This window comes from Acidovorax sp. LjRoot74, from assembly GCF_964254355.1.
Classification (GTDB): domain Bacteria; phylum Pseudomonadota; class Gammaproteobacteria; order Burkholderiales; family Burkholderiaceae_C; genus Acidovorax.
The window spans coordinates 2,296,229-2,318,242 of record NZ_CAXUTI020000001.1; the positions used below are offsets into that span (position 1 = coordinate 2,296,229).

The 22,014-nt window shown below is 64.0% G+C and carries 25 protein-coding genes, 1 tRNA gene and 1 riboswitch; of the genes, 6 read left to right on the plus strand and 20 right to left on the minus strand.

Annotation, left to right across the window (positions count from 1 at the left end):
- Nucleotides 1–79 precede the first annotated feature (79 nt).
- On the minus strand, nucleotides 80–931 hold the full coding sequence (gene asd / locus ACSQ3O_RS10680) for an archaetidylserine decarboxylase (RefSeq protein WP_436138828.1): 852 nt from the start codon (nucleotides 929–931) through the stop codon (nucleotides 80–82).
- Between the two features lie 179 nt (nucleotides 932–1,110).
- Nucleotides 1,111–1,200: riboswitch (cyclic di-GMP riboswitch) on the plus strand.
- Between the two features lie 120 nt (nucleotides 1,201–1,320).
- Here asd and ACSQ3O_RS10685 point away from each other — a divergent pair.
- Entirely contained in the window at nucleotides 1,321–3,693 is a 2,373-nt protein-coding gene (locus ACSQ3O_RS10685) for a S53 family peptidase (RefSeq protein WP_436138829.1), read from the plus strand.
- 67 nt (nucleotides 3,694–3,760) lie between these two features.
- Here ACSQ3O_RS10685 and ACSQ3O_RS10690 read toward each other — a convergent pair whose 3' ends face one another.
- The 5 genes from ACSQ3O_RS10690 to ACSQ3O_RS10710 all read right to left on the minus strand — a co-directional run bounded on the left by ACSQ3O_RS10690 (nucleotide 3,761) and on the right by ACSQ3O_RS10710 (nucleotide 8,720).
- Nucleotides 3,761–4,474 carry an ABC transporter ATP-binding protein gene (locus ACSQ3O_RS10690; protein WP_137746522.1) on the minus strand — a complete coding sequence of 238 codons (714 nt, stop codon included), beginning with the start codon at nucleotides 4,472–4,474 and terminating at the stop codon, nucleotides 3,761–3,763.
- Between the two features lie 170 nt (nucleotides 4,475–4,644).
- Complete coding sequence (locus ACSQ3O_RS10695; RefSeq protein ID WP_436138830.1) at nucleotides 4,645–5,418, minus strand: ABC transporter ATP-binding protein; 774 nt, start codon at nucleotides 5,416–5,418, stop codon at nucleotides 4,645–4,647.
- Nucleotides 5,411–6,409 carry a branched-chain amino acid ABC transporter permease gene (locus tag ACSQ3O_RS10700; RefSeq protein WP_436138831.1) on the minus strand — a complete coding sequence of 333 codons (999 nt, stop codon included), beginning with the start codon at nucleotides 6,407–6,409 and terminating at the stop codon, nucleotides 5,411–5,413. Before ACSQ3O_RS10700 ends, ACSQ3O_RS10695 begins: the two co-directional genes overlap by 8 nt.
- A 58-nt stretch (nucleotides 6,410–6,467) precedes the next feature.
- A complete protein-coding gene (locus tag ACSQ3O_RS10705) occupies nucleotides 6,468–7,331 on the minus strand; it encodes a branched-chain amino acid ABC transporter permease (protein ID WP_436141106.1) in 864 nt (287 codons plus the stop codon).
- 201 nt (nucleotides 7,332–7,532) lie between these two features.
- Nucleotides 7,533–8,720 (minus strand): ABC transporter substrate-binding protein, encoded by a 1,188-nt coding sequence (locus ACSQ3O_RS10710; RefSeq protein ID WP_436138832.1) that lies wholly within the window; start codon nucleotides 8,718–8,720, stop codon nucleotides 7,533–7,535.
- A gap of 505 nt (nucleotides 8,721–9,225) precedes the next feature.
- On the opposite strand from ACSQ3O_RS10710, the gene ACSQ3O_RS10715 reads away from it, so the two are divergent.
- The 3 genes from ACSQ3O_RS10715 to ACSQ3O_RS10725 all read left to right on the plus strand — a co-directional run bounded on the left by ACSQ3O_RS10715 (nucleotide 9,226) and on the right by ACSQ3O_RS10725 (nucleotide 11,193).
- Entirely contained in the window at nucleotides 9,226–10,422 is a 1,197-nt protein-coding gene (locus ACSQ3O_RS10715) for an HPP family protein (RefSeq protein ID WP_436138833.1), read from the plus strand.
- Nucleotides 10,423–10,651: 229 nt separating this feature from the next.
- Nucleotides 10,652–10,900: a translation initiation factor IF-1 gene (gene infA, locus ACSQ3O_RS10720; protein WP_063460522.1), complete on the plus strand. Its 249-nt coding sequence runs from the start codon at nucleotides 10,652–10,654 to the stop codon at nucleotides 10,898–10,900.
- Nucleotides 10,901–11,116: 216 nt separating this feature from the next.
- A tRNA-Pro gene (locus ACSQ3O_RS10725) sits at nucleotides 11,117–11,193 on the plus strand.
- Nucleotides 11,194–11,262: 69 nt separating this feature from the next.
- Here the strand turns inward: ACSQ3O_RS10725 and ACSQ3O_RS10730 are convergent.
- The 14 genes from ACSQ3O_RS10730 to ACSQ3O_RS10795 form a co-directional block, all read right to left on the minus strand.
- Complete coding sequence (locus ACSQ3O_RS10730; protein WP_436138834.1) at nucleotides 11,263–12,288, minus strand: tyrosine-type recombinase/integrase; 1,026 nt, start codon at nucleotides 12,286–12,288, stop codon at nucleotides 11,263–11,265.
- Nucleotides 12,285–12,515, minus strand: coding sequence for a DUF4224 domain-containing protein (locus ACSQ3O_RS10735; RefSeq protein ID WP_436138835.1), 231 nt, complete (start codon nucleotides 12,513–12,515; stop codon nucleotides 12,285–12,287). Before ACSQ3O_RS10735 ends, ACSQ3O_RS10730 begins: the two co-directional genes overlap by 4 nt.
- 7 nt (nucleotides 12,516–12,522) lie before the next feature.
- Nucleotides 12,523–12,783 carry a hypothetical protein gene (locus ACSQ3O_RS10740; RefSeq protein ID WP_436138836.1) on the minus strand — a complete coding sequence of 87 codons (261 nt, stop codon included), beginning with the start codon at nucleotides 12,781–12,783 and terminating at the stop codon, nucleotides 12,523–12,525.
- Between the two features lie 54 nt (nucleotides 12,784–12,837).
- Nucleotides 12,838–13,401, minus strand: a complete 564-nt coding sequence (locus tag ACSQ3O_RS10745; protein ID WP_436138837.1) for a J domain-containing protein — start codon at nucleotides 13,399–13,401, stop codon at nucleotides 12,838–12,840.
- Complete coding sequence (locus tag ACSQ3O_RS10750) at nucleotides 13,398–13,622, minus strand: hypothetical protein (protein ID WP_436138838.1); 225 nt, start codon at nucleotides 13,620–13,622, stop codon at nucleotides 13,398–13,400. Before ACSQ3O_RS10750 ends, ACSQ3O_RS10745 begins: the two co-directional genes overlap by 4 nt.
- Complete coding sequence (locus ACSQ3O_RS10755; protein WP_436138839.1) at nucleotides 13,619–15,403, minus strand: DNA cytosine methyltransferase; 1,785 nt, start codon at nucleotides 15,401–15,403, stop codon at nucleotides 13,619–13,621. Before ACSQ3O_RS10755 ends, ACSQ3O_RS10750 begins: the two co-directional genes overlap by 4 nt.
- Before the next feature lie 88 nt (nucleotides 15,404–15,491).
- Nucleotides 15,492–17,345: a YqaJ viral recombinase family protein gene (locus ACSQ3O_RS10760; RefSeq protein ID WP_436138840.1), complete on the minus strand. Its 1,854-nt coding sequence runs from the start codon at nucleotides 17,343–17,345 to the stop codon at nucleotides 15,492–15,494.
- A 70-nt stretch (nucleotides 17,346–17,415) separates the two neighbouring features.
- Complete coding sequence (bet, locus tag ACSQ3O_RS10765; RefSeq protein WP_436138841.1) at nucleotides 17,416–18,450, minus strand: phage recombination protein Bet; 1,035 nt, start codon at nucleotides 18,448–18,450, stop codon at nucleotides 17,416–17,418.
- Complete coding sequence (locus ACSQ3O_RS10770; RefSeq protein WP_436138842.1) at nucleotides 18,447–18,641, minus strand: hypothetical protein; 195 nt, start codon at nucleotides 18,639–18,641, stop codon at nucleotides 18,447–18,449. The genes bet and ACSQ3O_RS10770 overlap by 4 nt, the downstream gene beginning before the upstream one ends.
- 103 nt (nucleotides 18,642–18,744) lie before the next feature.
- A complete protein-coding gene (locus ACSQ3O_RS10775; RefSeq protein WP_436138843.1) occupies nucleotides 18,745–18,948 on the minus strand; it encodes a hypothetical protein in 204 nt (67 codons plus the stop codon).
- Nucleotides 18,945–19,340, minus strand: coding sequence for a hypothetical protein (locus ACSQ3O_RS10780; RefSeq protein ID WP_436138844.1), 396 nt, complete (start codon nucleotides 19,338–19,340; stop codon nucleotides 18,945–18,947). Before ACSQ3O_RS10780 ends, ACSQ3O_RS10775 begins: the two co-directional genes overlap by 4 nt.
- The gene (locus ACSQ3O_RS10785) at nucleotides 19,337–19,615 is read right to left on the minus strand and encodes a hypothetical protein (protein WP_436138845.1); all 279 of its coding nucleotides are present in this window, start codon (nucleotides 19,613–19,615) and stop codon (nucleotides 19,337–19,339) included. The genes ACSQ3O_RS10780 and ACSQ3O_RS10785 overlap by 4 nt, the downstream gene beginning before the upstream one ends.
- Before the next feature lie 459 nt (nucleotides 19,616–20,074).
- Nucleotides 20,075–20,434 (minus strand): hypothetical protein, encoded by a 360-nt coding sequence (locus tag ACSQ3O_RS10790; RefSeq protein ID WP_436138846.1) that lies wholly within the window; start codon nucleotides 20,432–20,434, stop codon nucleotides 20,075–20,077.
- 282 nt (nucleotides 20,435–20,716) lie between these two features.
- Nucleotides 20,717–21,475, minus strand: a complete 759-nt coding sequence (locus ACSQ3O_RS10795; protein ID WP_436138847.1) for a S24 family peptidase — start codon at nucleotides 21,473–21,475, stop codon at nucleotides 20,717–20,719.
- 82 nt (nucleotides 21,476–21,557) lie between these two features.
- Between ACSQ3O_RS10795 and ACSQ3O_RS10800 the strand changes: the two genes are divergently transcribed.
- Nucleotides 21,558–21,803: a helix-turn-helix domain-containing protein gene (locus tag ACSQ3O_RS10800; RefSeq protein WP_436138848.1), complete on the plus strand. Its 246-nt coding sequence runs from the start codon at nucleotides 21,558–21,560 to the stop codon at nucleotides 21,801–21,803.
- 3 nt (nucleotides 21,804–21,806) lie between these two features.
- On the plus strand, nucleotides 21,807–21,983 hold the full coding sequence (locus ACSQ3O_RS10805) for a hypothetical protein (protein WP_436138849.1): 177 nt from the start codon (nucleotides 21,807–21,809) through the stop codon (nucleotides 21,981–21,983).
- Nucleotides 21,984–22,014: the final 31 nt, after the last annotated feature.

Sequence of the window (22,014 nt, forward strand, 5' to 3'; positions counted from 1 at the left end):
CGGCTGACATCCCCACAGCAGAAACGGATCGCACGCGAAGGGTTTGTGCACCACCTGCCTTTGGCGCAAGGCGCCCTGGTCAGCCCGCCGCCTGCCGGGCCATGGCCTCACCCAGCTGAATGGGCCGTGCGGGTGACCACTGGGGATTGAACTGCAGCGGCCCTTGGGGGAAGAGCATCACCACGGTGGAGCCGAGCAAAAAGCGCCCCATCTCCTCACCCTTTTGCAGGCGCACCTGGCCAGGTGCGTAGTCCCACTGGCGCAAATTGCCAGGGCGGGGCGGGTTGACCTGGCCGTGCCACACGGTCGCCATGCTGCCCACGATGGTGGCGCCCACCAGCACCAGCACAAACGGGCCCTGGGCCGACTCGAACACGCAGACCACGCGCTCGTTGCGCGCAAACAGGCCGGGTACACCGCGCGCGGTGGTGGGGTTGACCGAAAACAGCTCGCCGGGCACATGGATCATGCGCGTCAGCTCCCCCGCGCAGGGCATGTGGATGCGGTGGTAGTCGCGCGGGCTCAGGTACAGCGTGGCGAAGTGGCCGTTTTCGAAGCGCGCACCCAGTGCGGCATCGCCGCCCACCAGCGCGGTGGTCGAATACGAATGGCCCTTGGCCTGGAACACCTGGTCCTTGGCGATGGGCCCGAACTGACTGATGGCGCCGTCCACGGGGCAGATCAGGTCGGCATCGGCCAGCGGGCGCGCGCCGTCTTTCAGTGCGCGCGTGAAGAAGTCGTTGAAGCTGGCGTAGCTTGCAATGTCGGGGTTGGCGGCCTCGCCCATGTTCACGTTGTAGCGGCCCACAAACCAGCGGATCACCGAGGTGGTGAGGCCGCCGAGACGGGCTGATGCGAACTTGCCCGCGAGGGTGGTCAGAGCACGTTTGGGAAGAGCGTATTGGGGCAGTACGGCAAGGCGATCGGACAAAACGTTCTTCCTGAGTCGATGGAGCGAACGATTCTAACGATGGGGGGACTGCGCGCGAACCGGGTTATCAAGGGGGAGTGCGCATGGCGGAGGTGGCTCAGATGGCTCTCGTTTATCAAATGATAAATTTGAAATTTTTATCAAATTTATTGATTTTTTCGTTTCAAACAATTACATTTCTCCCATCAAGGCACACCCGCACGAAAGTCGGGGTCGCAAAGCCACCGGTCTAACCCCTTCTGAATGGGTATGGCAGCGGGGTTGCCACAGTTCCCCGGGGTGTATTACCGGGGAGGCGCGAGAGCGTGCCGGCAATCCTTGCAGGTGTTTGCAGTCCAGGCGGTCTTCGGTGTGTGCGGTATCAATTTCCGCATGTCATGGAGAACAGAATGCCAACACACACTCGCCGTCACCTTTTCGCTCTCAGGCCCCCGCGTGCTCGCTGGGCGTTGCTTTCGGCCATTCCGTTGGTGGTCATGGGGTGCGGTGGCGCTGCCGACACCGAGGGCGCCGGCGACGTGGCCACCACCATCACCACCCTGCAAGTGTCTGCCGACGTGTTGCCGCCAGAAGCGGAGGGCATGTGGGCACAGCCCACCTTCCACATCGCGCCAGTGGTGCTGGAGGCTCCCGACGACATGGATGCGCAGGATGCCAACCAGTCTGCGCGGAGTGCTCCCAAGTCGCAGCAGGTGCCGGAGATGTTCAAGGCACTGTCCACCCGCCGTCTCACCCCCTCCAGCCTGGAGGAGGTGCAGCAGAGGTCGGCGAACGCGTCCTTGGCTATGCCCAAGGCTACGGCGGCAGCACCTCTCGCAGGTACCGGCGCGGTCACCACCTATTCGGTCGCTCAGGTCCGGGCTGCCTATGGCTTTGGTGCGTTGCCCGCTGTGGGAGCCAAGCCTTCCGGTGTTCAGGCCGCCCAACTGGGTGCAGGGCAGACGGTGTATGTCGTCGGTGCGAAGCACAACCCTAACGTGGCGGCTGAACTGGCATCGTTCAATCAAAAGTTTGGGCTACCCACCTGTGCCGCAAAGGTTCTGCCGGTCACCACAGGATTGCCTTTGGCCGCTGCGTCCCCTGCAGTGGGTTGCGAGTTGTGGGTGGCTTACAGCACAGCATCCGGTGGCATTTCTGCTGTGGCGCCTGCCTACGACGCTGGGTGGGCTACGGAAATCGCGTTGGATGTCCAGTGGGTGCATGCGATCGCACCGCTGGCGCGCATCGTTCTCGTCGAGGCGCCGGATGCATCGGTCAACAGCCTGTTGGGAGCCATACGGCTGGCCAACAGCATGGGACCAGGGGTGGTGTCCATGAGCTTTGGGGCGCAGGAGGGTGCGTGGACAGCCTCGGTGGACTCTGCCTTTGCTGCAGCCGGAATGACCTACCTTGCTGCAACGGGCGATTCTGGCGCAGGAGTGAACTGGCCTTCGGTTTCTTCCAATGTCATTGCGGTGGGCGGCACAACGCTGACCTATTCCGGCAGCGGGTCGCGCAGTGAGGTGAGCTGGTCGGGTACCGGTGGCGGTACCAGCGGCTTTGTTGCCGTTCCAGCCTACCAAAAGTCGTCTGTACCGGGTACTGGCTCGCTGGTGCGCCGCACGGTGGCCGATGTGGCCATGAATGCCGACCCTGCCACCGGCCAGTACGTGGCCGTCATGCAGCCAGGAAGCAGCGCAGTGCAATGGATCAGTGCTGGCGGCACCAGCCTGGCGGCGCCCATGTGGGCCGGGCTGGTGGCGGTTGCCAACGCAGGCCGGCAGCAAGCTGCGTTGCCATTAGTGGCTGGCGGGCACGCGTTGCTGTATGGGCAGATTGGCGCAGTGGCGTCGAACTATGCGAGCAGTTTTGCCGACATTCGCCTGGGCAGCCACGGCGTCTGCAGCACCTGCTCGGCGGGGCCTGGGTATGACCAGTTGACAGGTTTGGGCACTCCCAATGCCAGCGCGCTGGTGAACTTGCTGGCTGGCGTTGCAGCACCTGCACCTGCGCCGGTAGTCACACCGGCCACCATCAGCGGCACCGTGGGTACGGCACTGACCCTCACCGCGTCGGTCAATGCCCCCAACCCCGTTGCCTTGAGCCTGTCCGGTGCGCCCACCGGAATGTCGATCAGCGCTGCCGGTGTAGTGTCGTGGCCAGCGCCGGTGGCAGGGGCCTACGCCGTCACCGTCGTGGCCAAGGACACCAAGACGGGGCTCACTGGGCAGGGGGTTTACAACATCAATGTGATCGCACCGGTGGCCCCGACGATCGAGAGCGCGAGCATTGCCGGCCGCCCTGGCGTTGCCCTGTCTTTCAAGTCCAATGTCAGCGCAGTCAACCCGGTGGCGTACTCCATTGCAGGGGCTCCCTCGGGCATGGTCGTCACCGCAGATGGCGTGGTGAGCTGGCCCAAGCCGGTGGCGGGTACGTACAGTGTGACCTTGACCGCGAAGGACACCAAGACGGGCTTGTCGGGCAAGGGCGTCTTCACGGTCAAGATTGCCGCTGCAGGTCCGGTGATCACGGCCGCTGCCATGGTGGGCGTGGCTGGTCAGCCGCTGTCCGGCAGCATCAACATCACATCGCCAGGCGCCACCTCGCTCTCCGTCTCCATCACGGGTGTGCCATTGGGCATGGGCTTTGCTGTGTCTGGAAGCACCATCATGGCCATCTGGCCCAAGCCGGTGGCAGGCAACTATCAACTGGTGGTCACAGCCAAGGACTCGGCAGGTTTATCCGCCCAACTGAATGTGCCGGTGACAATCAACCTGCGCTAGGAAGCTGAGCCTCCGGAGCCGTCGCAAGGCTCCCGTTTCCAACCCGGAATGCCTGCAACCGGTGCGCTCAAACCCCGAGGTACTGGTCCAGCAGCGCGGGCTGCGCGTGAAGTGCATCCGAGCTGCCTTCAAACACGATCTGCCCCTTCACCAGGATCACGTTGCGGTCGGTGATCTGTGTGACGTGTTTCCAGTTCTTGTCCACGATCACGCTGCTGATGCCGCTGTCCTTGATGAGGCTGCAGATGCGCCAGATCTCGCGTGCGATCAGCGGCGCCAGGCCTTCGGTGGCCTCATCGAGTATGAGCACGTCGGGGTTGGTCATGAGCGCGCGGCCGATGGTCAGCATCTGCTGCTCGCCGCCGCTGAGCTGCTGGCCGCCGTGGCCCAGGCGTTCCTTCAGGCGCGGGAAGGTTTCCAGCACACGCTCGTAGGTCCAGTCGCGCTGGCCGCGTGTGCCTGCGCGGGCAGCCATCTGCAGGTTCTCGACCACGCTCAGGTTGCCGAAGATGCCCCGGCCTTCGGGCACATAGGCAATGCCCAGCCGGGCAACCTCGTAAGGCGGCTTGCCCGTCATATCGCGTCCGGCCACTGCCACGCTGCCCGAGCGGGGCTTGACCAGACCCATCAGCGACTTGAGCAGGGTGCTCTTGCCCATGCCGTTGCGGCCCATGAGACCGATGGTTTCGCCCTGGCCCACGGTGAAGTCAATGCCGTGCAGGATGTGGCTGCTGCCGTAGAAAGTGTGGATGCCCTTGGCATCGATCCATGGAGTAGTCATCTCAGTTATCCATAGCGCTGCGCGCCACCTGCAGCGGATGAAACTGGCGCGGCCAAGGCCAGCGCCCCCGTGCAAGGGCCGCCCCGCCGCACCGGGGGCGTCCCCCTCCCAGATTGCGAAGCAATTGGAGAGAGGGGGAAGGCGCGAAGCGACTCAGGGGGTGTTTCATTTCAGTGGTCCTCGCCCAGGTAGGCGGCTTGCACGCCTGCGTCGGCCCGCACCTCGGGCGGTGTGCCGTGGGCAATCACCTCGCCGTTGACCATCACGGTGAGCCGGTCGGCCAGCGCAAACACCGCGTCCATGTCGTGCTCCACCAGCATGATGGCGTGCGCGGGCTTGAGGCGCTGCAGCAGGTCCACCATGCGCTCGGCCTCGGCCACGCCCATGCCGGCCAGAGGCTCGTCGAGCAGCAGCACCCGGGGCTCGGTGGCCAGGGTCATCGCGATCTCCAGCTGGCGTTGCTCGCCGTGGCTCATGGCCCCGGCTATCGCCATGCGCCGGTCTTGCAAGCCAGATAGCTCGATAGCGCGCTCCAGACGTTCGGTGGTAGCTCTGTTTTTGATAGTGTTGGCGCGCGTGTCCTGCCACCAGCGCAACGGGTTCCAGGGCTGCTGCGCATCGCGCGACTGTGCGGCCAGGCGCACGTTTTCATGCACCGTGAGCGGCAGAAAGATATTGGTCTTCTGGTAGCTGCGGCCCAGGCCCTGGCGCGAGATGCGCTCCGGTGCCCAACCCGTCACATCGGTGCCGCCCAGCAGCACCTGGCCCGAGGTGGGGGGCAGGTCGCCCGAGAGCAGGTTGGTCAGCGTGGACTTGCCCGCGCCGTTGGGGCCGATCACGGCATGGATCTGGCCGCGCCACAGGTCCACAGAGACGCCATTGACGGCAGCTAGGCCGCCAAACCGCTTGGTGAGCTGGCGGGCGGAAAGCAGGACGTCAGCCATGGTCAGAACCCTCCTGCGCCTTGTTTGCACTGCGCTGCCCCAGCATGCCCAGCAGCCCGCGCGGCGCGGCCACCACCACCAGCACGATGAAGCCGCCCATCAGCAGCTGCCAGTGTTTGGTGATGTCTTTGAATACATGCAGCAGATACTCAAAGGCGAAGGCGCCGACGATGGCTCCCGCAAAATTGCCCATGCCGCCCAGGATGATCATCATGATGGCGTGGGCGCTCATGTGAAAACCCATCAGCTCAGGGTTTACGTAGCCGGTCTGCGCCCCCCACAGGTAGCCCGCCAGTCCTGCCAGCGCACCCGCCACGGTAAACGCCGTGAGCTTGTAGCCCTGAGTGCCAAAACCCATGGCGCGCATGCGGTGCTCGTTGATGCGAATGCCTGAGAGCGCCCGGCCCAGCGGGCTCCAGAGCAGGCGGCGCAGCAACACGTAAACGATGACCACCAGCGCGAGCGTGAAGTAGTAGAAGGTCTTGCGGCCTTCCAGGTCAAAGGGCAGCCAACCGAAGAGTGAGGCATCGGGCCGGAAGTTGATGTAGAGCCCGTCTGAGCCGCCCAGCACCTTGTTGTCGAAGAACAGGTAGAACACCATCTGCGCGAACGCCATGGTGACCATGATGAAGTAGATGCCGTGCGTGCGCACCACAAAGAAGCCGATGACCAGTGCCACCAGTGCGGCGCCCGCTACCGCCAGCGGCAGCGTCCACCACAGGCTCACGGGCGCGTCGGCCGGTGTGAGGAAGGCGAGTGCATAGCCTGCCACGCCAAAGTAGGCGGCATGGCCCAGCGACACCAGGCCGGTCACGCCCTGCAGCAGATCCAGGCTCATCGCGAAGATGGCCATGATCATCATGCGCGTGACCATCTGCACGTAGAAGTCGCTGCCCACCATGGGGAACAGCAGCAACGCAGCCAGCCCCAGCGCAAGTACAAACTGCACGCTGCGCGGCAGCACTTCGATGTTGGCGCGGGGGGTACTCATGGGTGGCCGCCGGGCTGCGCAGCGTGCGAGGGGCGCGAAGTGACAAGCATGGGGGGCATCATTGTTTGAAAAGGCCTTCGGGTTTCCACAGCAGCACGGCTGCCATCAGCATGTAGACCAGCATCCCCGCCATCTGCGGCAGGAGTACCTTGCCGAACGTATCGACCAAGCCCACGAGCAGCGCCGAGATCAGTGCACCACGCACCGAGCCGATGCCTCCAATCACCACCACTACAAAACACATGATGAGCACTGACGCGCCCATGTTGGGGTAGACGCTGGACACCGGCGCGGCCACCATGCCCGCGACTGCAGCCAGCCCCACGCCGAGCGCGAATACGATGGCATGGATGAGCTTGATGTTCACGCCCAGCGATTCGGCCATATCGCGGTTGAAGGCACCCGCACGGATCTTCATGCCCAGGCGGGTCTTGGATATCAGCAGGTACAGGGCCACGGCCAGCGCAATGCACACGCCCGAGATGAACAACCGGTAGACCGGGTAGGAGAGGGTGTCTGTGAGCGGAATCGACCAGTCCAATACCTTCGGGATGGGCACGCCGTGCACATCGTCGCCCCACAGGATGGAGCGCAGTTCTTCGAAGATGTAGATAAGCCCGAAGGTCAGCAGCACCTGGTCCAGGTGGTCGCGGTTGTAGAAGTGGCGGAACAGCAGCCATTCAAGCGCCAGCCCGAACACCACCGACAGCAGCGCGCCACCCACAATGGCCAACGCCAGACTGCCGAAATGCCCCGACAGCGAATACGCGAGGTAAGCCCCCAGCATGTAGAAGCTGCCGTGCGCCAGATTCACCACGCCCATGATCCCGAAGATCAGCGTGAGCCCGGCCGCCAGCATGAACAGCAGCAGGCCGTACTGCACGCTGTTGAGCAACTGGATCAGGAAGGTTGCGAAGTCCATGAATGTGGTGATGTTGGCTGCCACGCGGATGTGATCGGCAGCCACAGATGAAGGGGGTTTTATGGCGGGGGTAAGTCCCCGTGAAGTTGGCAACTGGCGCGGCCTCGTCCAGGGCCGCCCCGCCGCGCTGGCGGCGTCCCCCTGCCCGCAGCGCGCGGCGCTGCAAGAGCGGGGGGAAGGCGCGCAGCGCCTCAGGGGGGGTTACCCCATCCTGCAACCAGCGCCGCTGTCGGCCAGTGCCTTGGCGGCCACGCCGATCACCTTGTTTTCCTTGTTCTCCACCTGGCGCAGGTAGATGTCCTGCACGGGGTTGTGCGACTTGCTCATCGTCCACTTGCCGCGCGGGCTGTCGATGGTGGCGCTTTCCATGGCCTTGATGACGGCGGGCTTGGCAGACAGATCACCCTTCACGGCGTTGGCCCCCTGCACCAGCAGCAGGCCGGTGTCGTAGCCCTGCACGGCATACACGTCGGGCTGGCTGCGGAAGGCCTTGGCGTATTCCAGTCGGAACTGCTTGTTGCGCGGCGTGTCCAGCGAGTCGCTGTAGTGCATGGTGGTGATGATGCCGTCGGCAGCGGGGCCGGCCGCATCGAGCACGCCTTCGGTCAGGAAGCCCGAGCCGTACAGCGGGATCTTGTCCTTGAGACCCGCAGCCGCGTAGTCGCGGATGAATTTGGCAGCACCGCCACCGGCAAAGAAGCAGGCCACGGCATCAGGCTTGAGCGCTGCGATCTCGGTCAGCAGCGCCTGGAATTCGACGTTGGGGAAGGGCAGGCCCAGCTCCTTCACGATGGTGCCACCCGCAGCGGTGTAGCTTTGCTTGAAGCCTTCGAAGGCCTCGTCGCCAGCAGCGTACTTCCATGTGATCCACACGGCCTTCTTGTGGCCCTTCTCGACCATGGCCTTGCCCAGTGCGAGCGTGGGTTGCGAGTTGGAGAACGACGTGCGGAACACGTTGGGTGCACACAGGGCACGGGTGGCGGCATGCACGCCCGCGTTGGGAATCAGGTTGAGCACGCCGGTGTCGCGTGCCACTTTCTGGATGCCCATCTGCACGCCGGAGTGCACGGTGCCGATCAGTACATCCACCTTGTCGCGCTGCACCAGCTTGCTGGCGTTTTCCACGCCCTTGCTGGGCTCCGACTCGTCATCCACCTTGAACCACTCGATTTCGCGCCCGCCAAGCTTGCCGCCTTGCTGGTCAATCGCGAGGCGCACGCCGTTCTCGATGGCCACGCCCAACTGGGCGAAGGTGCCGGTGTAGGGCAGCATGAAACCCACACGCACCTTGCCGCTTTGGGCGCGCACGATGGAGGGCAGCAGCAGCCCTGTGGATGCTGCGCCCACAAGGGCGGCGCTGCGGCTGATGACAAGGCGGCGGGTGGTCATGGAATGGGTCTCCTTTGTTTAGGCTTAAAGTAATTTACTTCAAGCATTCCGTGGTGAATACCTATGGGTTACCCGTACCGGAAGGGCGGGGTTCCAGCTTGCCAAGTCGAGTGCGCCAGCCCGGAGATGGCTCCGCTGGGTGTAATCTGACTACTGGCATGTGTGAGCACTGTGACAATGTTGATTTGAATATGAACTAAAGTGCATTTTCTATTTTTTTCTGCAGTATAGGTCATGATTTTTGTGCTTTGCAGGCTTGTTGGGGTCGCCGGTATCAGTAGTTTCGAGCATAGGTGAGACTTTTTGGGCCTTGGGCGCTGGATATGGCCGCCGGATGTACTGCTCTGGTGTAGTTTGATGGTGCTGGATGGCGCAGTGGGGGCATGCCGGTCCCGGGCCTTGCAAAATGGTGACCTCGGCGACACTGGCAGATTGCGGCGCGTGGCTTTTCTGGGCCTGCCTGTTCTGCTCTCGCATGGGTGCGTGGCCGCGCTTCTTTTTGTTCATGTCTTTTTCTGTTCCTCCATCCCCGCCTTCTTCGTCGCAGCCTGCGCATGTCCGCCTGGTGCAGTGGTTGCGTCACTTCTGGCCAGCGCCCCTGGGCATTGATGGCCGCGAAAGGCTGCGCTTTATTGCGGGGGCCATGGTCGGGGTGTTGCTGACCGCGTGGCTGAGCCGTTGGTGGGCGGGCGGCGGTGGTTCGGGCCCTTGGATGGTGGCCTCGCTGGGGGCCAGTGCGGTGCTGGTGTTTGGCATGCCGTCGAGCCCGCTGGCCCAGCCCTGGCCCGTGCTGGGCGGGAGCACTTTGTCGGCCGTGGTGGGCGGACTCTGCTCGGCCCTGATCCCTGACCCGGTGTGGGCGGGGGCGGCGGCCGTGGGGCTGGCCATTGCGCTCATGGTGCCTTTGCGCTGTCTGCACCCGCCGGGTGGCGCCATGGCGCTGTATGTGGTGCTGACGGCAGGCGATGGCTGGCACCTGGCCGCGTTTCCCATTCTGTTCAACGTGCTGGTGTTGCTGGTGGCTGCCGTGGTGTACAACGGGCTGACCGGGCGCCGTTACCCACACCCGCAGCGTGTGGCGGCCCGCACTGATGTTTCCAAGGGCGCTTTCACCGCATCGGATGTGGATGCAGCGCTGTCGCACTACAACCAAGTGCTTGATGTGAGCCGCGCCGATCTGGAGGGGTTGTTGCATCTGGCGGGGCGCGCGGCCTTCCAGCGGACGCTGGGCGAGGTGCGCTGCGCTGACATCATGTCCCGGCCCCCGCTGGCGGTGGAGGCAGGTGTCTCGCTGAAGGATGCGTGGGCCCTGATGCGTGCCGAGCAAATCAAGGCCCTGCCCGTGGTGGATGCGCAGCGTCTGGTGGTGGGTATTGTGACGGTGGCCGATTTCATGCGCCTGGCCAACCTGGATATGCATGAAGGTCTGGGGCAGCGACTGCGCACGCTGGTCATGGGGCGCGCAGGCCAGCCCCAGAGCGTGGGCGAAATCATGTCGCACCCAGTGCAGGTGGCCCGCGTGGAGCAGCATGCGATGGACCTGGTGCCGCTGTTCTCCCAAGGGGGGCACCACCACATTCCTATCGTGGATGTGGAAGAGCGCTTGGTGGGGGTGATCACACAGACGGATCTGGTGCGGACCCTGGCCCTTGCAGTACAGGGGCGCGACGACCCGCCTTCGGCCCCTGCAACGCGCCGATAGGCACAACAGGGCGCATCGCGGTACAATCGACAGGCTTTGCACAGCGCTTTTGCCTGTCCATTGAAGCCGTCTCCCCCGGCCGTCTGCCTGATCTGCGCCCCGGGTGCAGCGACTCCCACCGCCCGCAATGCACCGTGTGTCGAGCACCGACCACGTCGTAGCTGCCGTGGTGGATGCACCAAGCTTTCAGGCGCTGATCACAGAATTTAGTTTTGAAGAGATAAAGAACATGGCCAAAGAAGAACTCATTGAAATGCAAGGCTCCGTGACGGAAGTCTTGCCCGACTCGCGCTTTCGCGTCACGCTGGACAACGGTCACCAACTGATCGCCTACACGGGCGGCAAGATGCGCAAGCACCACATCCGCATCCTGGCGGGTGACAAGGTGTCCCTGGAAATGTCGCCCTACGACCTGACCAAGGGTCGCATCACCTTCCGCCACCTGGCTGGCCGTGGCCCTGGCCCGAGCAGCCGCTAAGCCATCGCCTGGCTTGATTCATTGGCTTCATCGGTTTCATTGGTCTTTTTCAGCCTGAAGGGCTGATCCGTTTCTTGTGGTTCTCTCGTTCTCGCACAGCCTTGCCAGGGGTTGTGGATTTTCGGTTTGCTGGGGTGTCTGCCGCTTTTCAAAAAAATGAAAAAAGCAGGCATCGAACCAAAAAACAGGAAATTAGCGGGTTAGAATACGAGCTGTCGGAGCGTAGCGCAGCCTGGTAGCGCATCTGCTTTGGGAGCAGAGGGTCGCGAGTTCGAATCCCGCCGCTCCGACCAATATTGACAAGGCCTGCAGGGGTTTCCTCTGCGGGCCTTTTGTCTAACTGGACACAAGCTGTCTAACGGCTACCGGGTAGCCTTTGCCCGAATCGCCTTCTTGTTTCGCACGTATTCAGCTGTCTGAGCCTGGGTCGTGTGGGCACCCATCCGCTGGGCTGCCGTGATCCCCTGAGCCTCATCCACATCGGTCAGAGCCTTGGCACGCAGGTCTCGAAACTGCGTGTTTGGGATCTTGGCCCTGGCCAAGCCTCGGCGCCAGGCCGAAGAGATCCCGGAGTAGGTGTACCGCTTCCCGTCCTGCTTGCAGAACACATACTTCACGTTTGCCTTGGGGAAGGTCTTCAGGCGCTGGATGAGCTTCTCCAAGCGTGGCGTCCACATGATCAGGACTTCCACCCCGGTGCTGGCCAGCGTCTTCCCGGGCTGGAACAGAATGCCTGCCTTCCCAATCTCGGACCATTCCATCGAGAGCAGGTCGTTGGCGCGCTGCCCGGTCAGGTAGGCCATTTCCACCAGGCAGCAGATCATGGGGCCCGAAGGCGTGCGCTTCCCGTCCTTGCCGTAGCAGATCCCGACCTTGATGCGGCGCAGCTCGCTGTCGGTGATATAGCGGCGGCGCGGTGGGGTCTTCATCGTCTTGATGCTGTCCACCGGGTTGGACCCTGGCGGCCGGAATCCGCGCTCCTCGGCATACCGCATCAGCTCGCGCACCATCGAGCGGTAGGCGTTGTACGAGCGGGGCATGTCGCGGAAGTTCTTCAGGAACTCGACCACAGCAGGAGGGGTGACCTGGCCCGCCCGGAAATCGGCAAAGGCCTCCTTGATGGCGTTGCACTGGTAAATGTCGTTGGCCTGGGTCTTCTCTGTCCGTGTCGTGCTGACCTCTCGCAGCCAATCGGTCACGAGGGAAGACATGGTGTCACTGACGACACCGCGCTGCTGAATGTCGGCCAGGGCCCGGTACATGGCGGGCATCCCGTCGCGAATGGCACACAGGCGTGTCCATTTGCGCTTCTCACCGACGGCCGCCACGTGCCAGTAGGCGCCGTTCTTCGCGTACACCCGTGGCGGTAGATCACTCTTTTTCTTCATGCGGCCCTCAGTTTGCGCACCGTCGGTTCGCGCAGGGTGGGTTCTTTCTTGGCGACTTGACCGGCGCACACGGCATCGTAGTGGGCACGCTCCAGGATCACATCACCGGTTGTGTGGGAGCGGCGAGCACGGAAGAAGCCTTGGCGCTGCAGCTCCGGTAGCTGGTCTGCAGCCCGTTTGTAGCCGGTGATCTGGAAGAGTTCTTGGTCAGACAGGGTGATCGTCATCGTGACCTCATGTAAGTTCTTGTGGTTGGTTTGTACCGAGGCGGGCGCGGGCCAGGGACTGGCGCAGGAAGTCCAGCGCCTGCTCCTGCCGCTGGATCTCGTCTTTCAGCCCGGCGCGTTCAGCCATCACGGAGTCGAAGATCCGCTCGGCCACCGCCATTGGCGGATCGCTGATAGTGAGGTCGCCGCAATAGAGACCAGCCAGAAAGGCAAGCGCCTGGGCGTGCTCGGCGAGCAGTGCTTCGCGCTCCTTGTCTTTATCGGTCATTGGTAAATCCTCATAAATTGGGCTTTGCGCTTTGCTGGAAAGCGCTTGCAGCTATCATTTGCGTAGCGCTTCGTCCCGAGCCTTGTTGATCGCTGCCATCTGCGCAGCAGTTCCTCCCTTGTCTGGGTGGTGCTGGCTGGCCAGGCGCCGATGGGCGGCCTGAATCGCATCTGCTGTGGAGTCCCGGGCCACGCCCAGAACGTCCCACCAGTTGGTTCCTGGCGGTGCGGGCAGCGCCTTGAAACCCGTGAAGGTGGCGCGCACCAGGGCCAGCGTCCCGTGGCGCAGTTCCACACGACGGGCTTCCAAGATGTGGTGGATCGCCTGCAGGTTGGAGGCGACGCTGCGGTAGCGATCCACGGGGATGCACACCTGCATGTCATCCCACTCGAACCAGACCGCCACGCCAGGATCCGACGGAGCATCGGAGCCGAGCGTCACATTGCTGCTGATGGTCAGCCCTTTGAGCTGCTTGCCGGAGTCGCTTGCGAAACCGCGCAGGCTGGCCTGAACGTTCTTGATGGCGTTGGGCAACGCCGTTTTGAAGCGGCCGTCTTCGCGATGCTTCGCGCGCGGGAACTGGCTGGGCCAGGTCAGGGGGTAGGCGGTGATCGTCATTGCATGCTCCAGCGGAGACAGTCGGATGCCACGCACCGACCCGAGGTTTGCCCGCTGACCAACACAGTGAAGTTCAAGCGGCTCTTGCAGCGTGGGCAGTCCATGTGGCTCTGCACTTGCTCGGTGGGGGCGTAGGAGGGCGGGGCGCAGTAGCGGTTCTTGATCGTCGCCAGCGCCTGGGCCGTGGGGCCGATGCGGGCGGAGAAGGCGGCGGTGGTCACGCTGCACTCCCCATGACCACGCCCAGTGCCAGCGGCCGCACCCAGATCGGCTGGGCAGACAGCAGGAAGGTTTCACCGGACCACGCCAGCAGCAGCGTCTCGCCCATGACGTGTGCAATTGCCTCGGCTGCTGAGCTGGGCACGGCGTTGCCGATGCGCTCGCGCCAGGCCTGATCGCTCAGGCCGTCCAGCTCCAACATCTCTTCCGGGTCCACCAGCGATTGCAGCGCCGCCAGCTCCAAGGTAGTGAACGGCCGGTGCCACGTGCCGTCCTCGGCCGTGATGCGGCACACCAGCTTGTCGCCGGATGCTGGCATCCGAGGGTCTGCCACACTCCAGCGGCCGTTGTCGTGGCCAGCGGCTGCGCTCACAGCGCCAGAGGGCCCGGCCCACGGAACAACGCCGTAGTGGCCAGCGGTGAGGTAGCTGTCGCCCTTGCCTCGCTGCATGCCGCTGCGCGGATCCGCCACAGCGAAGGCTCCCTGGCCAGTGGTGCTGCCGCTGATGACGGTACCGGCGTTGGTGTCGTACCCGGTCACCGAGTACTTACCGAAACTCGGACCGGCGCGGCGCGGGTCCGCCACCGCTTGGCCTGTCCCGTGCGCACTGGTGACGGCCATGGATGCTTTGTCCCATCGCACGATGCGGAACTCGTTCGAGTGCTTGGCCGGGCCTGTGTGGCGCGGGTCGGCCACGCTGTAGGAACCCTGGCCAGGGCTTTGCTGCCCGGCAATCGCCCCGGTGGTCTCTTCCCACGCGCGCACACCCAGCGCCTGGCCATCCTTCCACTTGGCCGATTGTGTGAAGCGCGGATCAGCGATGGCGAAGTCGCCGTTGTTGGGCAAGCTGCGGCCGGTGACGGTCCCGCGCGGGGCATTCCAGTGGCCCACGCCCAAAAAGCCGCTGTTTCGGTTGTCGGGCACGATCAAGTAGTCGCGCAGCTGGCCATCCTCGACTGCGAGGCGGTTGAGGGAACGCCAGTCGCTGCCAGCTTCGACGAAGGCCAGACGCACCCAGGTCTTCCACTGCAGGGCGGGGATACGGTGCATTGGGCCGCCACGCATGTCCCCAGGCATCAGCATGCGGCCAAGCACGTCGCCCACGGCGCGCAGCGGGCGACTGTGGGGCTCGTACAGGAACGGCGGGACCTTGGCTACGTGGCGGCCCACCAGCAGGAAGCGCTTGCGGCTTTGGGCTAGACCACCCAGTTCGCCGCAGTCGTGGGTGGTTTCTGCAACCGCGTAGCCGTAGGCACGCAGCAGATCCACGATCTGGTCCAGCAGGTGGCGCCCGCGCGTGGCGATGCGCGGCACGTTCTCGAAGATGATCAGCTCGGGCGGGTCATCGCGCCAGGCTTCCAGCATCAGCCACACGCCGCGCACCGTCAGGCGGTTCAGGGCCTGGTACTTGTCGGTCTTGCTCTTGCCCTCAGACAGCAGGCCAGAGAAGCCCTTGCAGGGTGCGCTGAGGAAGACGATGTGAGGGCGCTCGCCGCCAGCCGCGCGGTGGATGTCAGCGGTCGATGCTTCACGCCAATCGGCTGGCGGTTCTGTACCGTGGAAGTCCAGGTACTGGTCGCGGTCGAACAGGTCCAGCACGGTGCCGGGCACGCCGGTGAGGCGCTCGAAATCGCGAATGCTGGCCGCGTCAACGTCGATGCCACCGATGCAGCGGAATTGCGCGACCATGTTGCCGACGCGCGGCCGGGCCTGATTGAAGCCTTTGGCGCCGCCGCCGAGGCCGCAGAACAGGTGAAAGTGGCGGATCTCTGCAGTGCTCATGTGCGCTTTCTGGTGGGGTGGCCCGCCCGCGTCCGGCATCCGCACGCGAAGGGTCGCGTTTGTCGGGGGAAGGCGGGCCGTACTGGGATCAAGCGGCGGCCTTGGCCTGCACGCCTTCGATGTGGTGCACCAGGGCGGCCAACATGTGCGGGAACTGAGCCTCGTGGTAGACGCCATGTGCGCCCACCTTCGCGGCGGGCTCGAAGCCCAGGCCGCGCAGGAAGTCGGCGGACAGCGCGAAGCCCAGGCGCTCGGTGATCTGACCAAGCTTGAGCGAGGGCGCCGTGGTGGGGGCGATGACGGCGGCCACCGGGCGCAGCGGTGCGACAGCAGGACCGGCAGCTGCGGCGCGCTGGGCAATGGTGATGGCCTGGCTGGCGTCGATGCCGGCCACTGCCTCCTGCGACTTCTCGCGCGCCAGGTTGCTAAGGTCGTCTGCCAGAGGGGCAGCGATCTGTTGCGATGCGGCAGCTGCGGCGATGGCGGCCTGATCGTCGCGCTCCTTCTGCAGCAGCTGCTGGCGCCGCTCTTCCAGACGCTCCCGTTCGCGCTGCTCTTCGGCCTCGCTGGCTGCGCGTTGGGCCTTGACCTGCTCTTCGGAGCGGATGCGCTCCCGCTCGGCATCCAGTCGGCGTGCTTCAGAGGCCTCATGCTCCGCAATCCGCGCTTTCACCAGCGTGGTGACATCGTCGGGTGCCTTCAGCACGATCTGCGCTGTGTCGGCAAACAGGAAGGCGTGGGCCGTGGCCAGCTCGCGCAGCGTGCCCAGGTTGACCTGAATGCGGTCCGCGATCTCGTTGGCTGCGATCTTTGCGCGCGCCAGCTCTGTGCTCACTGCGTCCCGCAGGCTGTCAACGGTGCGCTTGCCCTTGATGGCGCCGGGGAAGTCGCTGGCCACGGTCGGCATGTACGGCTTGCCCAGGCGGGTGTTCAGGCCAGCGATGTGAGCAGCGAATTCCTTCTGGCCGCGCTGAACCTGCTCCAACTTGATGCGCTCCTTCTCGGCCGTCAGCAGCTTCTCAGCAGCCAGGCGCGTGTCGCGCGTCAGCTTGTGCAGCATGTCTTTCTGGCGCTTGAAAGCCGACAGCATTTCGGCCTGGGACAGCGCCTGCTCTTCGGATGCGTCGAGCGCGGCTTCGGCGCCCTTCAGGGCCTTGATCTGCAGGTCCAGGTTCGCGAAGTCCTGGTCGCTCTCGGGCTTGGTGATCAGACGGTGGTCGATAAAGTCGCGCAGCGCCACTTCGTACTCGGGCAGGTTGTCCTTCAGCGCGATGCTGCCGGTGACCTGGGCGAACACGGTAGGCAGGGCGGTGACGGTTTCAGCCACGACCTTTTGCGGGGCGGCGTCGGAGGGCACGTAGGCGGCCACATCCTTCTCCAGCTGGGCCCAGCCCGCCACGATCTCGGCGCGCAGAATTGCGTCGGGCGTGTACCAGCAGTGCCGCGCCTCCACCAGCTCGTCGCCGTTCCACTTCGACGCGGTGAACAGCACGCGGGCTAGGGATTCCTCCACCATGCACTGCTGCTCCATCTGCACGCGGTAGACCTTGGGCAGGTCGGCCCCGGTGCAGCCGTCCACCATGGCGGCGCGCAGCTCCGCGTTGAGGCTCTTGTGCTCCCAACCCGTGTCGCCCATCAGGGTCACGCCGTCGAAGCTCGCGCTGTACTTGCCGTTGCTGCCCACCAAGGGCGCCAGCTCTTCGCCGATGATCTTCTCGACCAGCGGGCGGGCAAGAGACTCGAAGCGGTGGCCAGCGTCGAAGACGCGCTGTGTCGCGGCATCCGCCTCAGGCACGATGCCGGTGGCCAGTTCGGCAATCAGCTGGTCGCGGGTCTTGTACGGGCTGCAGCCCAGCATGGCAGGCGCATCGCTGGCGTTGAAGTGGTTGCGGCGATAGGCATGCCATTCCGGGCTGCCCTGCGTGAGGTTGTGCACTTGCATGGGAATCTCCTAAAAATCCGGGTGAGGCGCTTAACTGGAAAGCGCGGATAGCTATCTTTGTGATAGCGAATTAGCCGGAGGCGAACTCGCCCAGGCGCTGTTCGTAGAGCTCATTCAGCTCGGCCTGCTGCTGGGTGTCGGGCACCTGCGAAACCAGGTCGGCCGCGAGGTGGAGCGCGTCCACATCCTTGGCCGCGTGCAGCTTGTCGCAGACGTGGGCGAAGGTGGGCGCCGGGCACGAGTCGGCCGCAGGTGCTGCTGCCTCGCCCTTGGGCTGCACATCAGTGGCGGCCGCGTTCTTCACGGGCTTGATGTCGCGCAGCGTGGCTTTCTGCTCTTCGGTGAACAGGGTGTTGGGGCTGCGGGACTGCGCGAACTGGATCAGGTCGTCTGCAGTCTTGCGGGCGCTTTCGATGACCTCACGCCACTTGGGCAGGTTGGCCGCGAACTGGTCGGCGGGGTAGGGTTGAAGTGCGGGCGGGGCTGCGGGTGCCTGGGCAACGTCGGCGGGCCCCATGTCCAGAGTCTTACCTTCCATCTCGTCGGCTGTCGGTTGGTTACCAACCTCTGGAAAGCCCTTGCGCAGCGCTTGTGCCTCGGCGCACTTCGCCAGTTGTCCACGACCACGTTTCTTCCACATGGTGTTCGGCGCAGTGGTGTCTTTGCCTGCCGTGGCGTAGTTCTCTACCCAGTATTCGGTTGCCGTATAGGCGCACTTCATACCGCCTACCATTCGGTAGACGGTGACCTTGCACCATTCAGGAACCGTGACTTTGGTGCCGCTGAGGTCGTACTCGACCATGGGACCAAAGATCGGCTCATCAGTGCCGACGTGCTCGCCAGTGCGTGCCGCGTCCGTGCGATACAGGCCGATGCCCGGCATCGTCACATCGCGCATCTGTCTGGCCTTGTTGTCCCACATAGGCACGATGTGCACGGGCTTGCGCATGGGATCCAGCCCCGCCGCCTTGCAGTACCCGAGCACCATCTTGATCGACTTGTGCGATGCTCCGGGGTACAGGCTGGATTGGAGAACATCCAGCAGTTCGGCTTCGTCCATTTGCAATGCAGGCAAACGGGAGTCTTGTTTAACAATAGCGTTCATGCTCGCTCCTTGCGGTACTGCTCTTCGGTGATGCGCTCGTAAGCGGCCTTGCCGCCCTCCTTGGTCGCCTCGGCAGCGCGGGCTGCAAAGAAGCGCTCGGCGTTCCAGACGCGGTGCTCGGCCAAGTAGGTGTCACCGGTCTTGCTGGTGTGGCGCGCGTACACGTCGCGCGGGGAGAATTCGTCGTTCATGTGAACCTCGGTTGTCAGATGAAAGGTTGGTGAACCCAGGCCATGTAGGCGGCCAGGGCTGCGGATGTGGCAAGGAGCCAGGTGATGAAGGCGAGGGCGGAGCTCATGGCCGCTCCCGGTAGCAAACCAGCGTCTTGTCGTCGGCCCACTCGAAGGCCTGCCCTTGGCAAACCTTGCGGGCGGCGAAGTCCCGCGAGTGCTGGGCCTGCTGCAGCTCGTCGCCCTGCAGGGTGTCGTCTTCGTGCGCTGCCACGGCGCCCAGGCCAAGGGCGAGCACGGCGGCAATGAGCCATGTGGCGTCTTTCATAGGTCCCCCTGTTCGATGGATTCCGGGTCCAGCCCCGCCCCAATGGCCGCAGCCTCTGGCGCAACTGGTCGTGTCTTGTGGTGCTGGCATGCCCGCAGAGCGCCCTGGGCGATGGCCACGGCGTTATCCAGGGCCCGCCCCATTTCCTCGGGGTCTGAGTTGCTGCAGGCCTCGGTCAGCGCGATCTGGCGCAGGGCGTTGAGCAGCGTGTCGCGCTCGGTGCGCAGGTTGTTCAGCTCGCGGGTTTGGGCCTGGGCGGCCAGGGATGCGGCCAGGGCCACGGGGGCGTCCCGCTCGGCCCGCGCAAGACCCATGCTTTGCAGGTGGGCAATCACTGCGTCTTCACCGGCATGCACCTGGGCGGAGCGGATTTGTTGAAGGAGGTCGCTCATGTGCACCCCCGCATGTCGTCGTGCAGGTCGTCGAGGTAGTTCAGCGCGATCTCGGAAGTGCTCTTGCTGAGCGCCTTGGCCTTCTCGGCTAGGCATGCAGCAATGTCGGCCAGCACGCCGGGAGTGAAGGCCCAGGCGGGAATGCTCTTGATGGCCTCGCGGACTGCGCGGCCGGTGTCTTCGTCAGCAGCTTCTTGCCGCGTGCGCTCCGCGGCGGCCTGCTGCAGCTCGTCTTCGTGGGCCGCGCATGCAGCCATGTCGATCTCGAATGCCATTCGGCTCTCCAACTTGTTGATCGGAGAGAGAGCAGGTAGGTGGTGGCCGGTGCTGATCTCCGGCTTGGCGTTCGATACACGGTTCGCATGGACGCATCCATGCACCTGCTATGTCACACAAGCGGGACTCTCACCCCTAGCGCTGGCTCAAGGCCAGACCCCCGTGCCACGTCGCGCATCAGCCTGCGCATTCACCACCTATCTGCTCTCTCCAACCGCACCACACAGCAGGCCTTCAGGCCCTGGCCCCGCCGCCTCCTTCGTTTCCGGCTTCGCCCCTCGGATCGGTGGGGGCTGGGGTGTCTTGTGGTGGTACGTTGGATTAAATAGTAGCGGCGCTAGTTCATTGTGTCAATAGGGCCGCTAGGATTTGCGCTACTATTCGGACACGCCCAATCCGGGCGGGCAAGAAAAAACCGCCTCAGTGGGCGGTTCGTTTGGGTGTCCTTGCTGGCTGCGTTAGCGGTTTATCGAAGGAAAACCAGCAGCTGCAGCGGCCCGAAACTTCGCTTCTTCCTCTGGCGTCAAGCCCGCGCGTGCGGTCGCCATCACTTGCTTGGAGACTTCTTCATATGCCTCTTGAAACATCGCTGCTTGCATGTCCGACGAAGCAGCATCAAGCCACGGAATTGTCAGATCTGAATATTCCTTTGCACCACCTTGTAGCTTTGCTTCCATCGCCGCTAGAGTCATTGACCGCTCGGGCTCCGGCGTTATGGCAAGGCGCGCCCGCCAAAGATCAGCAAGCCACTTAATGAGGGTCTGCTGCGCGAGATTTTTCATCTTGAGTTGCAGCGCTTCGTGTTCTTGAGGCGTCATCTGTTTCCTTCCGCCGAGCTTTCCGGCATTCCTTAACATCCACCAGCGTTTTGAACCGGTGGTCCTCTCGCGTGATCCACTGCATGTTGTCAGGCCTGTCTGGGCCGCCCGCGCAAAGGGCGATCACATGATCTACATGCCACCCCGGGCAGGCGCCGCGCGTTCGGCCCGTGGCGGGACAGGGGTTCTCAGCCCTGAACGCCCGAACCTGGGCGCGGTCGCGCTTGATCTGTGCTTCTGCCGGAATCGCCAGGAGAGCGGCGGCCACACAGATGACTGGGGCTAGAGCAGGGCGCCAGTCCACACAGCCCGTCCAATCACCTCGAAGTCAGGCGGGTTCATGTAGACCTTCTGCTTCGGCTTGAAATTCGGGTTCTCGGCCGTGGCCAGGATGCCCACGCCGTCAATTCGCTCCAGCCGCTTGATCATCAACTCGCCGTCCACGCGGAAGGCGAAAAGGTCGCCGTTCAGGTGCTCGCGGTCGCCGCAGTTCACCAGCACCACGGCACCGTCGGGAATCTTGGGCTCATTGCTCACGCCATCAGCTTCCACCACCACGGCCTTGCCTGGCGCGATGCCCATGCGGCGCAGGAAGTCGGCCCGGAAGACCAGGGGAGGGTGGTCATCCTCTGAATACACGACGTGGCCGGTCCCGTTAGAGAACTTCACGTCAGCTCGGCGCACGGCGACGAAATCGCCAAGCGTTTGGCCTGGAACGCTGGGCGCGTGAATCTCTCGCGGCGCGGGGGCGATAGGCACGGGGGCAGATACGCCCTGCAGCCGAGCAATCTCCTCGGCTACACGCGGGCTGAAGTCGGCCACCGAGCAGCCAAGCTCTGCGGCGAAGGCGACAGCGGCCTTCGCGTTCAGGGCGCTGCGCCCGTTCAGATAGTGGCCAACGTTCGCCTGATTGCCCAGCCCGTAGTGCTCCCCGAACACTGCTTGCGTGCGGTGTGGTCGGCCGTCATCCCAGAGCGCTTTTAGGCGAGCCGCCTCAAGGCGGTTCTCGTCGGTGATCTTGGAGCGCTTGCTATCGGACATGGCAAATTATTAGCGCAACTGTTACGCGGTCAAAATAGCGGCGATATTGACATTGCATCCTAGCGGCGCTACTATTCGCCGCATGCACAACCTCAAGCCCATCCGAGAACGCCTCGGCGTTACCCAGCAAGCGATGGCCGATGGCATCGGTTGCACCCAAGGAAACATTGGTCACTACGAACGAGGCCAAACCCTGCCGCCAGACATGGCGCGCAAGGTCATCGACTTCAGCGCGAGCAGGGGCTTGGCCATCACGTTCGATCACGTGTACGGCAGCGCGGCACTCCCTGAGTTGCTTCAGCCCGAGCCCGCCAAGGCAGGGGGCTGAGCCATGGCCACATTCCTCTGGTTCCTGATCGGCCTGTTGGCGTTCGAAAACTTGGGCCGCATTTTTTGGCTGGCAAAGGGCGAGTACCCCGCTCGCCACCCAGGGCAGATCGCCGTTGATCTGGTTTTCGGTCTCTGCCTGATAGGGGGGATCGGTTACCTGCTGGCCACCGCGGGCTGATCCATGCACGCCCGCCACGCGCCGCGCCGTC